This window comes from Campylobacter concisus (assembly GCF_002092845.1).
Lineage (GTDB): Bacteria > Campylobacterota > Campylobacteria > Campylobacterales > Campylobacteraceae > Campylobacter_A > Campylobacter_A concisus_AQ.
The window spans coordinates 78,695-93,347 of the sequence record NZ_LVXF01000012.1 but is presented as its reverse complement, the minus strand read 5'-3'; the positions used below and the strand labels follow the sequence as shown (position 1 = coordinate 93,347).

The 14,653-nt window shown below is 37.3% G+C and carries 14 protein-coding genes; 8 read left to right on the top strand and 6 right to left on the bottom strand.

The features are described from left to right. Positions 1 to 65 precede the first annotated feature (65 nt). From A3854_RS09785 to rho, 3 genes are all read right to left on the bottom strand, one after another. Entirely contained in the window at positions 66 to 350 is a 285-nt protein-coding gene (locus A3854_RS09785) for a hypothetical protein (protein WP_257639870.1), read from the bottom strand. 89 nt (positions 351 to 439) lie between these two features. Beyond that, entirely contained in the window at positions 440 to 622 is a 183-nt protein-coding gene (locus tag A3854_RS03900) for a hypothetical protein (protein WP_141081826.1), read from the bottom strand. Between the two features lie 439 nt (positions 623 to 1,061). Then, positions 1,062 to 2,402: a transcription termination factor Rho gene (gene rho / locus A3854_RS03895; protein WP_021090510.1), complete on the bottom strand. Its 1,341-nt coding sequence runs from the start codon at positions 2,400 to 2,402 to the stop codon at positions 1,062 to 1,064. Positions 2,403 to 2,691: 289 nt separating this feature from the next. On the opposite strand from rho, the gene A3854_RS03890 reads away from it, so the two are divergent. Next, complete coding sequence (locus A3854_RS03890) at positions 2,692 to 5,073, top strand: heavy metal translocating P-type ATPase (protein ID WP_084041398.1); 2,382 nt, start codon at positions 2,692 to 2,694, stop codon at positions 5,071 to 5,073. After that, positions 5,073 to 5,315 (top strand): cbb3-type cytochrome oxidase assembly protein CcoS, encoded by a 243-nt coding sequence (ccoS, locus tag A3854_RS03885; RefSeq protein WP_084041397.1) that lies wholly within the window; start codon positions 5,073 to 5,075, stop codon positions 5,313 to 5,315. The genes A3854_RS03890 and ccoS overlap by 1 nt, the downstream gene beginning before the upstream one ends. Here ccoS and A3854_RS03880 read toward each other — a convergent pair. The 3 genes from A3854_RS03880 to A3854_RS03870 form a co-directional block, all read right to left on the bottom strand. Further along, positions 5,302 to 6,936 carry a DNA polymerase III subunit gamma/tau gene (locus A3854_RS03880; RefSeq protein ID WP_084041396.1) on the bottom strand — a complete coding sequence of 545 codons (1,635 nt, stop codon included), beginning with the start codon at positions 6,934 to 6,936 and terminating at the stop codon, positions 5,302 to 5,304. The two genes, ccoS and A3854_RS03880, sit on opposite strands and share 14 nt — an antisense overlap. A gap of 313 nt (positions 6,937 to 7,249) precedes the next feature. Then, on the bottom strand, positions 7,250 to 8,680 hold the full coding sequence (glnA, locus tag A3854_RS03875) for a type I glutamate--ammonia ligase (protein WP_021091002.1): 1,431 nt from the start codon (positions 8,678 to 8,680) through the stop codon (positions 7,250 to 7,252). A gap of 88 nt (positions 8,681 to 8,768) precedes the next feature. Then, complete coding sequence (locus A3854_RS03870; protein ID WP_084041395.1) at positions 8,769 to 9,548, bottom strand: histidinol-phosphatase; 780 nt, start codon at positions 9,546 to 9,548, stop codon at positions 8,769 to 8,771. Between the two features lie 135 nt (positions 9,549 to 9,683). Between A3854_RS03870 and A3854_RS03865 the strand changes: the two genes are divergently transcribed. From A3854_RS03865 to A3854_RS03840, 6 genes are read left to right on the top strand one after another with little or no spacing between them, the layout of a single operon-like run. Next, positions 9,684 to 10,442 (top strand): chemotaxis protein, encoded by a 759-nt coding sequence (locus A3854_RS03865; RefSeq protein ID WP_084041394.1) that lies wholly within the window; start codon positions 9,684 to 9,686, stop codon positions 10,440 to 10,442. Next, on the top strand, positions 10,442 to 11,701 hold the full coding sequence (locus A3854_RS03860; RefSeq protein ID WP_084041393.1) for a peptidase U32 family protein: 1,260 nt from the start codon (positions 10,442 to 10,444) through the stop codon (positions 11,699 to 11,701). The genes A3854_RS03865 and A3854_RS03860 overlap by 1 nt, the downstream gene beginning before the upstream one ends. After that, entirely contained in the window at positions 11,698 to 12,192 is a 495-nt protein-coding gene (gene purE / locus A3854_RS03855; RefSeq protein ID WP_084041392.1) for a 5-(carboxyamino)imidazole ribonucleotide mutase, read from the top strand. The genes A3854_RS03860 and purE overlap by 4 nt, the downstream gene beginning before the upstream one ends. A gap of 12 nt (positions 12,193 to 12,204) precedes the next feature. Next, positions 12,205 to 12,678 carry a DUF3972 domain-containing protein gene (locus A3854_RS03850; protein WP_084041391.1) on the top strand — a complete coding sequence of 158 codons (474 nt, stop codon included), beginning with the start codon at positions 12,205 to 12,207 and terminating at the stop codon, positions 12,676 to 12,678. 3 nt (positions 12,679 to 12,681) lie between these two features. Next, the gene (locus A3854_RS03845; protein ID WP_084041390.1) at positions 12,682 to 13,101 is read left to right on the top strand and encodes a GyrI-like domain-containing protein; all 420 of its coding nucleotides are present in this window, start codon (positions 12,682 to 12,684) and stop codon (positions 13,099 to 13,101) included. Positions 13,102 to 13,106: 5 nt separating this feature from the next. Beyond that, on the top strand, positions 13,107 to 14,645 hold the full coding sequence (locus A3854_RS03840; protein WP_084041389.1) for an AbgT family transporter: 1,539 nt from the start codon (positions 13,107 to 13,109) through the stop codon (positions 14,643 to 14,645). The last annotated feature ends 8 nt before the right edge of the window (positions 14,646 to 14,653 follow it).

The following is a 14,653-nucleotide window of genomic DNA, read 5'->3' as shown; positions in this document are numbered from 1 at the left end:
AGGCCAAACTCAACTGCATTGTTTTCGTAGATAGAGTATTCAGCACCAATTCTTGCACCTAGTATTCAGTCATTTGTATTGGCTTTTTCCGAGCCATCATGAGTGTCAAATACATCCATTTTAAGCTTTGAGTAGCCAGTATAGCCGCCAAGAACTAGTTTTATGTCCTTTGTTAACTCTGGTGTATAGTCTGCGCCTACTAGAAATTTATGTGTACTCCATTTTATTACTGTACCATCTTCATCGCCAAGTGATTTCTTTGCTTGAAAGTCGTAAATGTAAGCTCCATAAACTCTAAAACTATCAAAATCATAGCCAGCTTTTAGTCCAAAATTTGATGAGCTTATCAAACAGAGTGAGATGCTTGTAGGCGGGATATGTTATATAAAATTTAAAGCGAGATGATATAAGTTTTTAAAAGGTGGTTAACCACCTTTTGTTATTTTATTGCAATTATTTTTGTATCTTTTTGTTTAAGTTCTAGACTACCATCTACATTACATCTTGGATTTAAAGTTTCTAGAGTTGCCAAAACTTCTGTTTTATTACCTTCACCTATGTCATCATATTTTTTTAAGATATACATATGTGGTATATTTTTAGGTATGCTACCTTTTGGCATACTAAAAGCCACGGCTTTTACGTTAAATTTTCTAGATCAACCTTCGTATCTTTATCGACTATCAGATAACCTTTAATACCATCTTCTTTTAATTCATTTTTCTTAGTCTCTATATTATATTCCTAGTCAAAATTTACCCTTTTATAAACCCTTACTTCGCCTTTAAAATGTTTGATACTACCCATATCAGCTTTACAAATTTTAGCCAAAGTAGTTGGCTCACCACATCCAGTTAGGGCAAAAGTAAGTGTTGCTGTAATGACTGAAAAAAACGACTTTTGTTTTCATATTTTTCCTTTTTGTAAAAGTTAGAAATTCGGATTTTACAAAAAAATAAAACTGAAAAAATTAAACTAATAAATTTATGAAATATTTTTTGATAAATTTGGTGTAAAAAAGAAATTTGAGCTCAAAGCAAGTGCTTCAAGCTCATTTAAATTTACTCGTTTAGGATAGAGAGAAGCTCTTTATTATCTTTTGTTTTTAGCATTTTTGCGTATAAGAATTTAAGCGCTTCGACATCATCCATTGTAGCGATCGCAGAGCGAATAGCCCAAATTTTTTGAAGCTCGTCAGGTTTTTGAAGTAGTTCTTCTTTTCTGGTACCTGATTTTAGCACGTTGATAGCTGGGTAAATTCTGCGGTCTGAGATATTGCGGTCAAGTACGATCTCGCTGTTTCCAGTGCCTTTAAACTCTTCAAATATCACTTCATCCATACGTGAGCCAGTGTCGATTAGCGCGGTTGCGATGATGGTTAGTGAGCCGCCGTGCTCGATGTTTCTAGCTGCACCAAAGAAGCGTTTTGGTTTGTGAAGTGCGTTTGCGTCCACGCCGCCTGTTAGCACCTTGCCGCTTGGCGGGGTCACTGTGTTGTAGGCGCGTGCTAGACGGGTTATACTATCAAGCAAGATGATGACATCTTTACCCATCTCAACTAGACGTTTTGCCTTTTCGATGACTAGCTCTGCTACGCGGACGTGGTTAAGCGCTGGCAGGTCAAATGTCGAGCTAAATACCTCGCCTTTTACGCAGCGCTGCATGTCTGTAACTTCTTCTGGTCTCTCATCTACCAAAAGCACCATTAGTTGGGCTTCTGGGTGATTTTTAGCGATGCCGTGAGCTAGCTCTTTCATAAGCTCAGTTTTACCACTTCTTGGAGGTGCGACGATGAGGCCACGCTGACCCTTGCCAATAGGCGTGAAAAGGTCAAGCACACGGCCTGTTAGCTTCATCGGATCATACTCTAAATTTAGCTTTTCAGTTGGGAAAAGTGGGGTTAAGTTGTCAAAGAGTGGCCTCTCTTTTGCGTCTGCTAGAGGCATATAATTTACCGCTTCGATCTTTAAAAGGGCGTAGTATTTTTCCTGATCTTTTGGCTCTCTTACTTGGCCGGTGATGATGTCGCCCACACGAAGTGCAAATTTGCGGATCTGTGAGTTTGAAACATAAGCGTCGTTTGAGCTGTCGCTTAAATTTGCATCGACAGCCCTTAAAAAGCCATAACCTTCGTTTGTGATCTCTAAAATTCCAGTAAATAGTATAAAGCCGCCTTGTTTTGTCTGGGTTTTTAGTATCTCAAATATTAAATCCTGCCTGCGAAATTCTCGTGGATTTTCGACACCAACGCTATTTGCGATCTGCACTAGCTCATCTAAGCTAAGCGTTCTTAGCTCTTCGATCTTGTGTCCGTCTACTGGTATGTGCGTTCTTGATGCTTGATGTTTTTTTGTAGTTTTTGTGTTTTGAGCAGCACTTTGCTCGGTTTGGTTATTTTCCATATTTCCTCTTTAAATGTGGGGATAATTTTGCAGAATTTCTAGGTTTCAAAAAGAAGTTTTTGAAAGTTTTGGCATTTTATAAAAATAAAACTTTGTTGTCAAGAAATGGCATAAAATAAAATTTTTGCTCAAAAATGGTTGATTTGCTATAATCTCGCCATTTTATAACGATAACAAAAGAAGAAATTTGTGCCTATTTTTGTAGTTTGCCTACCATAAATTTATATGGTGCGTAATAGGCATGTGATGCAATAATATTAGTAAAAATTTTAGATAAAAGAAAGTAAAAATGTCACAAAGTAGATGTGCTCATTGTAGATTAAAATTTGATGAAAACGTGATGATCTCAAATGAAAGCGGACTTAAATTTTGCTGTGTTGGTTGCAAAGGTGTTTATGAAATTTTAAATGAAAATGGGCTTAGCGAGTTTTATGAACGTCTTGGTAAAAATACACTTACACCGGCAAGCAACGGTGCAAATATCAAAAATTTAGCAGCAAATTTTAGCGAGCTTGTGACAAAAGAGGGCGACTTTAGTCAAATTTCATTTTTAATCGATGGCATCACTTGCTCAGCTTGCATCTGGCTACTTGAAAAGGCACTTTTTAACTTGCCTGGCGTCTTGGAGGTAAATATCAACTCGCTTAATCAAAAAGCGGTTATTGTCTTTGATGAGCAAGAGCTTTTGGTAGAGCAAATAATTGAAAAAATTTATGCCGTTGGCTACGTCCCAAAGCCCTATGCTACGAGTTCGAAAGAGGACGAGCTAGCTAAGAAAAGAAGAAAATTTTACACAAAAGCACTAGTTGGTATCTTTGCTACGATGAACATTATGTGGCTAGCCATTGCTCAGTATAGTGGGTATTTTAGTGGCATAAGAGGCGATATAAAAGATATTTTAAGCTTTGCGCAGTTTGTATTAGCAACGCCTGTACTTTTTTATACTGGTAGCGAGTTTTTTAAAGGAGCAAAGATAGCCATAAAAAACGCTTCACCAAATATGGATTTGCTCGTTATCACCGGAGCTAGCATAACCTATATCTACTCTATTTTTGCGATGTTTACGAGGAGTGGCGAGAGCTATTTTGATTCAGTTGCGATGATCATCACCTTTGTTTTTATCGGTAAATTTTTAGAAATTTTGGGTAAGAAAAAGGCGCTTGAGACTTCAAATTTCTTAAATGATATGCTGCTTGCAAAGGTGTGTATTTTAGAAGATGGCAAGGATGTTTTAAAGGAGCCAAGAGATGTAAATTTGGGCGAAAAGATCGTGCTTAGATCTGGTGATAGGGCGCTACTTGATGGAGTGGTGCTTAGTGGCGAGGCTAGCGTGGATAGCTCAAGCCTAACTGGAGAGAGCCTGCCTGTGACCTTGGGAGTGGGACAAGAGGTAAAAAGTGGCGTAATTTGTCAAAATGGACAAATCATCTACGAAGCAAAGAAAATTTTTAAAAATTCTTATCTAAATCAGCTCATAAATTTGCTCCAAAATGCAGAGCTAAAAAAGCCAAATATCGAGCTAGTAGTCAATAAAATCGCTTCTAAATTTTCTCTTAGCGTGCTAACTTTAGCATTTTTTACATTTTGGTTTTGGTACTTTGAATTTGGCTTTTCAGAAGCTATTATTACGGCTGTTAGCGTCATCGTGATCGCTTGCCCTTGTGCGCTTGCGCTTGCCACGCCAGTTAGTAGTGTATGTGCCCTTGGTGTGGCTTTTAAAAATAGAGTACTTTTTAAAGAGGCTAAATTTTTTGAAAGCCTTGCAAAGTGCGATGTAGCAGTATTTGACAAGACTGGTACGCTCACAAAGGCGGAATTTGAGGTTAGTGATTTTTTCATAAAAGAGAGCATAAGTTTAGATGAAATTTATTCGCTAGCTCTTATATCAAATCATCAAATAAGCGTGGCAGTGGCTAAATTTCTAAAGCAAAAAGGCGCAAGGAAAATAGAGCTTAAAAATACAAATTTAAGCGTGGCAAAGGGTGTTGAGGCTGAAATTTCGGGTAAAAAATTTTATGCAGGAAGCAAGCGATTTTTAGTTGAAAATGGTATTGGCTTTGATGAAGCTGAAGAAAATGTGAGCTTTTTTGTGGGGCTTAATGGTGAGTTAGTGGCGAAATTTTATCTAAAAGATAGTGTAAAACCCGAGGCAAAGGCCTTGATAGATGAGCTAAAGAGCGCTGGCATGAAAGTGTGTATCTCAAGTGGCGACGTGCAAAAAGTGGTAAAAAACGTGGCAGATGAGCTTGGCGTGAGTGAGTTTAGAGCAGAGATGTTGCCTGAAACGAAAGCTAAATTTATAAGCGAACTAAAAGAGCAAGGCAAAAAGGTGCTAATGGTAGGGGACGGTATAAACGACGCAGCAGCGCTTAGCCTTGCTCATGTTGCCATTTGCATGGGAAGTGGGGTGGCAATAAGCTTAGAAAGAAGTGATGTAGTGCTACTTGATGATAGTTTAAAAAGTCTAGCAAAGGCCATAAAAATCTCAAAATTTACTTACAAAACGATAAAGCAAAATTTGCTCTTTTGTCTTCTTTATAATGCTCTTGCTCTACCATTTGCTGTATGTGGCTATGTCATTCCGCTATTTGCTGCGCTTTTTATGTCGCTTAGCTCGCTAAGTGTTATTTTAAACTCGCTTTATATTGTTAGAAAATTTAAGGAAAAATAATGGATAGCGCGACACTTGCGATGCTAGTTTTTATCTCAGTTTTGATGGGGGCATTTTTGCTTTTTGGCGTGCTTTGGGGGATAAAAAATAAGCAATTTGAGGACTACCGAAAATTTTTAGACGGAGCAAATTTGGACGATGAAGATGCACTAAATGAAGCTTATGAGCTAGAGCTTCGTAAAAAAGAAGCTCTAAAAAAGAGGCTAGAGGCTAGCAGTAAAGATAAGGCTAGCTCTCGATAGTTGGCTCGCCAAAAAGTCTATTGGCCTCTTTTAGCACACCTTGTTCTCTTTGTCTTTGAAGCTCTTCTGGCGTTTTTAGCTCTTTATTTAGCATTAAAGTAAAGTTATTTCTCTCTTGCAGATCGCTTTTTATCTCGATCTTTGGCTCATTTTTAGTTTCAATGTTATTTGCATTTAGTCTTGAAATTTCCTCATCAAGCTCGTCTAGTTCGCTTTTTTCATTATTTTCTAAAGAGGCTTTAGGCGTCTTAGTTTGTACTTTTTGCTCATCACTCTTTGCATTTACTATTTTTGCATTTTGTCCAAAAAGCGTACGCAATATCTCATTTAAAATTTTCCAATTTTTCTTAAAATATTCAAGATTTTCATCTTTTGCATTTACTATCAGTCCAAGCTCATTGTTATTAAAGAAGCTAAATTCTACAAATTCTTTAAAAAACTCGCCAAGATCGTAATTTCTATCATAAATTTTTGTTAAGAAGAGTTCGTATGGACCTTGCATTTTAGCAGGAGCTGCTTGGCTTTTTTGAGTGATGACTTCTGTGATTTGAGTGGAATTTTCGCTATTTTTTGAGATCACCTCATTTATAGCGTCATCGATATCTTGTAAATTTAGAGCTTCTATCATCATAAAAAGCATTAGCATTAGTACAAAGCCATTATCGCTACTTACGTTTAGCATACCTTTAGCTTGTGCCAAAATCCTAAAAAATCTCTCATAAACAAGTAGTGAAATTTTTGAGTCGTTTTCTATAAATTTTTGCTTTAAATTTGCCAAAATTTCATCTATTATCATCTCTGGATCATAGCTTTCAAGTTCGCTTACAAGCACTCTGATAGTATTTTTATCATGATTTAAAACATGAGTTATTATATCTTCGATCTTTTCTGGATCAAGAAGTCCTAACATCGATGCTACGCCATTTGCCGTGACATTATTTGCCCCGTAAATGATAGCTTGATCAAGAAGTGTCAAAGTATCTCTTAACGATCCTCCGCCACTTCTTGCTAAAATTTCAAGTGCCTCTTTTTCGTAGCTAATGCCTTCTTTGCTTAAAATAAACTCAAGATGTTTAATGATGCTGTATCTGCTTATTTGCTTAAACCTAAAATGCTGCGTTCTTGAAAGCACCGTTGTTGGGAGTTTTAATGGATCAGTCGTCGCCAGGATAAATTTTACATAGCTTGGTGGCTCTTCAAGCGTTTTTAAAAGAGCATTAAATGCCTCTTTGGTTAGCATATGTACTTCGTCGATTATAAAAATTTTATATCTTGCCATTGCTGGAGCATATTTTGTTTGCTCGATCAGCTCTCTTATGTCATCTATCTTTCTGTGGCTAGCAGCGTCCATTTCAATGATGTCCATATGCCTTGACTCATTTGCCATTATGCATTGTGGACATACTTCACATGGTTTTGAGGTAGGTCCTTTTTCGCACACTAGTGCTTTTGAAAATATCCTGGCACTTGAAGTTTTACCGCTTCCTCTAAGCCCTGAAAATAGATATGCATGACTGATTCGACCTTCGTCAAGTGCGTGTATTAGGCTTTTGCTAACTGCTTCTTGACCGATGAGTTCATCAAAATTTTTAGGGCGATATTTTAAAGCTAGTGCTTGCAATGCGGTATCCTTTTTATAAAGTTCAAGGATTTTATAAAAAAAGGCATAAATTTATGATTATTTATATATTTAATTGGCTTTAAAATTTTTTATTTTAGTTTAATGAGGGCGGATAAATTTTTATATGTTTGCATAAAATTCATAGTGTATTTACAAAAAATAAAAAATATCCCTTTTTATAATGATCCATAGCTGTATAGATTTAAAATTTATAATAAAAATACATAAAATTTTATGTTAAATATTTTGTATTTTTGTATTAATCGTGTTTGGTATAAAAAGCCTTAGCATGTGTGCCAAGGCAAAATTTAGATTAGCAAGAGAAGCAAGTTTTAAACTCATAAGCGGTTGGGCGCGCTTCGTAAGGCCAAACTTGAGTTTCAAATTTGAAGTGTTGATAGGTATCTATGAAAAGATCGCTCATTATCGGTTTTAGGTATTCGTTATCGCGGATAAGCGCTTCAAGGCTGCCACGGAGTGTGTGTGGGAGCTGCTCGATGCCGCGCTCTCTGATCTCATCTAGGTGAAGTTTAAATAAATTTTCATCCATCGGGCCAACTGGCTCGTATTTATTTTTAACGCCGTCAAGTCCTGCCATTAGCATTGCTGAAAAGGCTAGATAAGGGTTTGCTGTGCTATCTGGAAATCTCATCTCTGCTCTAACTGACTTTTCACCTGAACCATAAGGTATGCGGATACTTGCTGAGCGGTTTTGGCTAGAGTATGTTAGGATAGACGGTGCTTCAAAGCCAGGGATTAGGCGTTTGTAGCTATTTGTGCTTGGGTTAGTAAAGGCTGCAACGCTTCTTGCGTGTTTTAAAACGCCACCGATGTAGTATCTTGCAAAATCACTTAAATTTGCGTAGTTGCCCTCTTTATAGAATAAATTTTTACCATCTTTCCAGACTGATTGATGCACATGCATACCGCTTCCGTTGTCGCCATAAAGTGGTTTTGGCATAAATGTAACTGTCTTGCCGTTTAGGTGAGCCACCATGCGAACGACATATTTATAAATTTGAACATTATCGGCGGCTTCGACTAAGTTACCAAATTTTACACCGATTTCACCTTGTCCTTGAGCGACTTCGTGGTGACCCAAAAATACTTCAAGACCAACTTGCTCTAGAACTTGCATCATCTCGGCTCTTAGATCTACCATGCTGTCGATTGGTTGAGTCATCAAGTAGCCGCCTTTTCTGCGTGGGCGGTGACCTGTGTTGTAGCTATCTTTGAAGTCAGTAGCATCGTTCCACTCGCCTTCCTCGCTATCTACTTGATACATCGCGCAGTTTGGGCTATCGATGATTTTGACGTTGTCAAAGACAAAAAATTCATTCTCAGGGCCAAAGTATGCCTCATCGCCAAGACCACTATCTTTTACATATTGCATTGCTCTTTTAGCTATTGAGCGAGGGCATTTTTCATAAATTTGACCCTTGTAAATGTCGTAAATATCGCAAAAAACAACGACTGTAATATCAGAAGTAAATGGGTCTAAAAATGCAGTTGTAGCTTCTGGCTTCATTATCATATCGCTCTTATCGATTGGTTGCCAGCCATGCATAGAGCTAGCGTCCATCGGAATACCATTTGTGAAATTTTCTTTTGTAACAGCTTTTATGTTGTAGCTAATGCTATGCCAAGCACCACCTAAATCAGTAAATCTAAAATCTACAAATTTGACTTCATTTTCTTTACAAAAATCAAAAAAATGATCTATATTTTGGACGAATTTTCCCACTTTTTTCTCCTTTTAATTTTTAAATTTTTCGTATTCTATCATAAAACCTAATATTTAAGATTAAATTTATATTTTATTTGAACCCAATCTAAAATTTTACTAATTCTCTATCTCTATTTTTAAAAATAGCACACTTTGAATAACCTAAATCTCTAGCTATTTGTTCGCAAATTTCGCCATTTTTACCAATATCTTCTTTTGCGTGAGCGTCTGAGCCAAAGGTGATGGTTATATCTTTTTCGGCTATTAGTTCAAGTAAATTCAGGCTTGGATATTGCTCGCCGATAGGTTTTCTAAAGCCAGCCGCATTTATCTCAACAACTAAATCTGCTTCTTTTATCGCATTTACTGCATTTTTAGCCAAAATCCTAACATCCTTTTTTGGCAAAAATTTAAAAAGTTTTAAAAGATCAATATGCCCCATAATGTCAAATTTACCAAGCTTGGCTGATCTTTCTACATGATCAAAATACTCTTGCCAAATCTGATCCAAGTCTTTGCCCTCGTAGCCACCGATAAATTCTGGATTGTCAAATGCCCAGCCATTAAAAAAATGCACAGAGCCTATTAGATAATCAACCTTTCTAGCAAAAACTCGCTCATCCATAAATCCATCTAAAAAGTCCATCTCATAGCCAAGCAAAATTTCTATCTCACCGCTAAATTTATCTCTTAAATGTAAAATTTCGTCTTCATAGCCTTGCATTTCATCAAAGCTCATTCTGTAAGCTTCATCGTAGTTCATCGGTGCATGATCGCTAAAGCCAAAGTATTTTGTGCCAGCTTTTATTGCGTTTTGTACATACTCTTTTGGCTTGCCAACTGCGTGTTTGCAAAGTGGCGTGTGGTTGTGAAGATCGACGGTCATTTTTAGCCTTTTAAGGTCATTTATTTTTAAAAATGCTATCTAAAAATTTATAAATTTAAAGATAAAAGCATTGCCTTTAAACTTACTTTTTATTTAAATCCTATATAATCAAGCCAAATTTTATTAGGAGCTTTTATGACCCAAGAGGAACTTGACGCACTTATGGCAGGTGGGCTAGATGATGAGTTAGATAATGCTAAAGAAGATGCTGGCCAAGAGGTTGCGGACGTCAAAGAGGATACGGACGAGGTAACAGAAGTTGCAGAAGCAATCGATACTAAAGATGAGCCACAGTCAAAATCAGAAAGTAATTCAAAGAATGCAGAAAACTACAGAGTGAGCGCAGATGGCGTTTGGCCACCGCCACCTCCAACGGAAGACCACAAAATGGTTCATCAGCTTGACGATGTGACAAGAGATAGCGAAGAGAAAGCTACTCAGATGTTTGATAAACTTGAGACGATAAATAACTTTTTTATGGACGCTGAGAGCGACTCAAATAGCCTAAAAGACACAATAAACTCAAATATCGAGCTATTTACGACGCTAAGTAAGAAATTTCCAAATATCTCTGCATTTAGCGAGGCTTTGGAGAAAAATAACTCACTTCTTGGCACGATCGATAATATCATCGGAAATTTACAAATGGGACAAGATGAGATCATGATGGCTATGGATATGATGCAGTATCAAGACATCCATAGACAAAAGATTGAGCGTGTTATTAACGTTATGAGAGCGCTAAGTAAATATATGAATACCTTATTTGAAGGTAAAATTGACGATGATAAGCGTGTTAGCTCTGCTGTTCACATCGCTGGTGATACAACGACTGAAAATCTTGTGAGCAACGACGATATCGAAGCCTTGATAGAAAGTTTGGGTAAAAAATAGTGCTAAAAAGGCCTGAGCTTTTATCTCCAGCTGGAAATTTAACAAAACTTAAAATCGCCCTTGAGTATGGAGCTGACGCTGTTTATGGCTCGGTGGCTAGCTTTTCACTAAGGACTAGATCAGCAAGGGAGTTTAACCTTGAAACATTCAAAGAGGCGATAGACTACACGCATGCAAAGGGAAAGAAATTTTATGCTACCATAAATGCTTTTCCTTTTAACTCTCAGATCGAGCCACTAAAAAGGCACTTGCAGACTATCTCGGCTATGAAGCCAGATGCCTTTATTATCGCAACTCCAGGCGTTATGAGTCTAGCAAAAGCCATCGCTCCTAATATCGAGATACATCTCTCAACTCAGGCAAATGTCATGAATGTGCTTGATGCAAAAATTTATCACGATATGGGTGCAAAACGTATCGTCGTAGCACGCGAGATGAACTTAAAAGATGTCATAAAGATAAAAGAAGAAATTCCAACTCTTGATATTGAAATTTTTGTCCATGGCTCGATGTGCTTTGCTTACTCTGGTAGGTGTTTGGTGAGCTCAGTGCAAAGCGGACGTATGTCAAATCGCGGTAGCTGCGCAAATGATTGTAGGTTTAAATACGAACTCTACGCTAAAAACGAAGAGAGTGGTGTGCTTTTCCGCCTAGAGGAAGACGAGCACGGCACTCATATTATGAACTCAAAAGATCTTTGCCTAATATCGCACATCAAAGAGATCGTTGATAGTGGCGTAATAGATAGCCTAAAAATAGAAGGCCGCACAAAGAGCGAGTACTACGCAGCTTGCACAGCAAGAGCTTATAAAATGGCGATAGATGATGCATTGGATGGTAAATTTAACGCACAAATTTATGAAAATGAGATAAATACGCTGAAAAATCGTGGCTTTACGGACGGATATTTGGTGCATAGGCCTTATGAGAGAATAGATACACAAAATCACGTTAGTAGCCTAGAAGAGGGCACGCATCAGGTAAATGCAATAAGCGAAGATGGCGAGTTTTTTAAGTGCAAATATAAAATTTTTCCAGGCAATAGCTATGAGATCGTGGCTCCTACTGGATCGGTTATAGAAGATAGTGAAAATGAAATCTCAAAGGTTTATTCACAAGAGGGCAAGAAATTTATCAAATTTAAGCAGCTCATCACCAAAAAAGGTAAGGTTATGAGTGAAATTCACAGTGGCAATGAAAATGAGATAAACCTCGGCGTTAAGCTGCCAAAATTTAGCTTTTTAAGGGAGAAAATATGAAATTTGTTTCTATTATAATGGGAAGTAAGAGCGACTATGAGATCGTTAGTGAGGCGGCAAAAACTCTGGAGAAATTTGGCGTAAAATATGAACTGATAATCAGCTCAGCTCACAGGAGTCCAAAAAGAACAAGCGAGTATGTCGCAAATGTAGAAAAAAAAGGCGCAAAAGTCTTCATTGCAGCTGCTGGTATGGCGGCTCACCTAGCTGGAGCTATCGCTGCAAATACAACAAAACCAGTGATTGGCATACCAATGGCAGGTTCGGCTCTAAGCGGTGTTGACGCACTTTACTCAACTGTGCAAATGCCAAGTGGCATGCCAGTGGCAACTCTAGCTATCGGCAAGGCTGGCGCGATAAATGCAGCCTATTTGGCAGTGCAAATTTTAGCCCTTGAAGATGACAATCTAGCAAGTGCGCTAAAGGCCGACAGAGAGGCGAAGATAAAGGCTTTAGAGGAAGACTCTTCAAAGGTTGAAGTGATACTGTAAAAAGGAGAAGCGGTGCAGACTTATCTTGGTGTTGATGAATTTTGCAAACTTGTGCACTTGGAGCGTGAAGTTATCGAAGATATGATAAATCGTGGCGTTTTGAAAACCAAAGAGGAAAATGGAGAAATTTTGATAGAAGCGAGCGAAGGAACGATGAGCGTGGTGCCTAGTGTTTCGCAAAATTTATCCTTGCAACCGCAAGGCCAAGATGGTATCAGCTTTGTTGAAAAGACGATTGGAACGATATTAAATTTACACGAAAAGGTACTTGACGCAAAGGATGAGACGCTTGAAACCTTAAGAAATGAGAATAAATTTTTAAAAGAGGCGCTTATTTCTATGCAAGAGCTCTATGATGAAGATAGAAAAACGGTCGAGACGCTTACAAAACAGCTTAAAATTTCACAAGATGAAGTTGAATTTTTAAAACGAAAATACAAGCTAATGTGGAACCAAGCGGTTGAAAATTTTAACGGACAAAAGTAGTTTATGAAGATTATAAATTTAGAAGATAGCTTTGAAATTTACGGAGTAAAAACTCGCACTAAAAATGAAGATGAGATGGGCGGCAAGGGTAAAATTCCAGCTTTATGGTCTAGATTTATGAGTGAGCACTACGATGGCAAGAGTGAAATTTATAGCGTTTACTGCAACTATGAAAGCGATTTTGATGGACATTACGATAACTTCATCGGCACAAGATCAAGCCACAAAAGTGATAAAATCTTAGAGATAAAAAGTGGCAAATATGCCGTTTTTAGTTTTGCAAGAGAGCCACAAAATGTTGCAAAATTTTGGGGTGAAATTTGGAGATATTTTGAAAGTAGCGAGCTAAAAAGAGCCTATAAAACAGATTTTGAGCTTTACAGCAGCAACGAGATAAAAATTTATATTTCTATTTTGGGTTAGGAAAAATGAATAAAAAAAACAATAGTTCAATTTTGAGTTTTATCGAAAATTTTGGTAACAAATTGCCAAATCCAACTATGCTTTTTATCTATCTTTCGATTATTACGATAATAATATCGTTTGTGCTAGAAAAGATGGGCGTTGGTGTAAGCTATCAGGCTATCAAAGATGGACAAATATCACAGCTTAATACAAATGTTATAAATTTGCTTTCTGCTGATAGTCTTAGATCTTTTGTTTCGTCTGTGCTTAAAAATTTTACTAATTTTTATCCTTTGGGAGTAGTTTTTGCGATTATTCTAGGTATTGGTATTGCAGATAAGTCCGGACTTTTATCAGCACTTATGACAAAGATTGCCTTAAAATCTTCCAAAATATGGGTAACTCCAATCGTTATTTTTCTTGGTGTAATGTCAAATGTTGCTTCTTCGGTTGGCTATGTTGTGCTAATCCCGCTTGGAGCTATTTTATTTGCTGGATTTGGTCGCCATCCAATTGCTGGATTAGCTGCTGCTTTTGCTGGTGTTAGCGGTGGCTGGTCGGCAAATTTATTAATCGGTACAAATGACCCGATGTTTGCGGCATTTTCTATGCAAGCAGCTAGCGTGTTAAATCCAGATTATGTAGTGTTAGCGACTGCAAATTGGTACTTTATGATAGCTTCGACATTTTTGATCGTATTTGTTGGCTGGTTTGTAACAGATAAAATCGTAGAGCCTAGGCTTGGCAAATTTGATTTTTTGGGTGATTTTAGCCTAAAAGAGCATAGTGAGATAAGTGTAGAGCAAAAACGTGGCTTAAAATTTTCACTAATAGCGTTGATTGTTTTTGTGATTTTACTGCTTGTGGCTATTTTGCCTTCTGGCTCTTTATTTGGAGCAAAAGACAATGAAAGCTTTATGAAATCTACTTTTATGCATTCTATTGTTGTTTTTATGATGTTGCTTTTTATAGTGGTAGGTGTCGCTTACGGTGTAGGTGCTAGGAGTATAAAAAGCAGTAATGACGCCATAAAATTTATGGAGCAATCTATTTCTGAGCTATCAGGATTTTTGGTTTTGATATTTTTCGCAGCTCAGTTTACATATCTTTTTAATACCTCAAATATTGGGCTAGTGCTTTCTATCAAAGGTTCTATTTTTCTAAAAGAGATTGGATTAACCGGACTTAGCCTTATTATAGTTTTTATTTTCTTGATCGCTTTTATAAATTTATTTATAGCTGTTGATTCTGCAAAGTGGGCGATGATGGCTCCGATTTTTGTTCCAATGTTTATGAATCTTGGACTCTCGCCAGAGCTTACACAGGCTGCTTTTAGAATAGGCGACTCTACTACAAATATAATAACGCCTTTGATGCCGTTTTTTGTTTTGATAGTAGCTTTTATGCAAAAATACAATAAAGAGTTAAAAATCGGATCAGTGGTTTCTATTATGCTTCCTTATACGGTTGCATTTTTAATTTCTTGGACAGCGCTAATGTCGTTTTGGTACATTTTTGATCTACCGCTAGGACCTGGTGCAGTTATACACTATGTAAAGTAAAATTTTAA

Excerpts from the sequence above, each read along its gene's own strand:
- A3854_RS03900 (WP_141081826.1), bottom strand. The coding sequence starts at position 622 with ATGCCAAAAGGTAGCATACCTAAAAATATACCACATATGTATATCTTA.
- rho (WP_021090510.1), bottom strand. The coding sequence starts at position 2,402 with ATGGAAAATAACCAAACCGAGCAAAGTGCTGCTCAAAACACAAAAACT.
- A3854_RS03890 (WP_084041398.1), top strand. The coding sequence starts at position 2,692 with ATGTCACAAAGTAGATGTGCTCATTGTAGATTAAAATTTGATGAAAAC.
- ccoS (WP_084041397.1), top strand. The coding sequence starts at position 5,073 with ATGGATAGCGCGACACTTGCGATGCTAGTTTTTATCTCAGTTTTGATG.
- A3854_RS03870 (WP_084041395.1), bottom strand. The coding sequence starts at position 9,548 with ATGACCGTCGATCTTCACAACCACACGCCACTTTGCAAACACGCAGTT.
- A3854_RS03865 (WP_084041394.1), top strand. The coding sequence starts at position 9,684 with ATGACCCAAGAGGAACTTGACGCACTTATGGCAGGTGGGCTAGATGAT.
- purE (WP_084041392.1), top strand. The coding sequence starts at position 11,698 with ATGAAATTTGTTTCTATTATAATGGGAAGTAAGAGCGACTATGAGATC.
- A3854_RS03845 (WP_084041390.1), top strand. The coding sequence starts at position 12,682 with ATGAAGATTATAAATTTAGAAGATAGCTTTGAAATTTACGGAGTAAAA.
- A3854_RS03840 (WP_084041389.1), top strand. The coding sequence starts at position 13,107 with ATGAATAAAAAAAACAATAGTTCAATTTTGAGTTTTATCGAAAATTTT.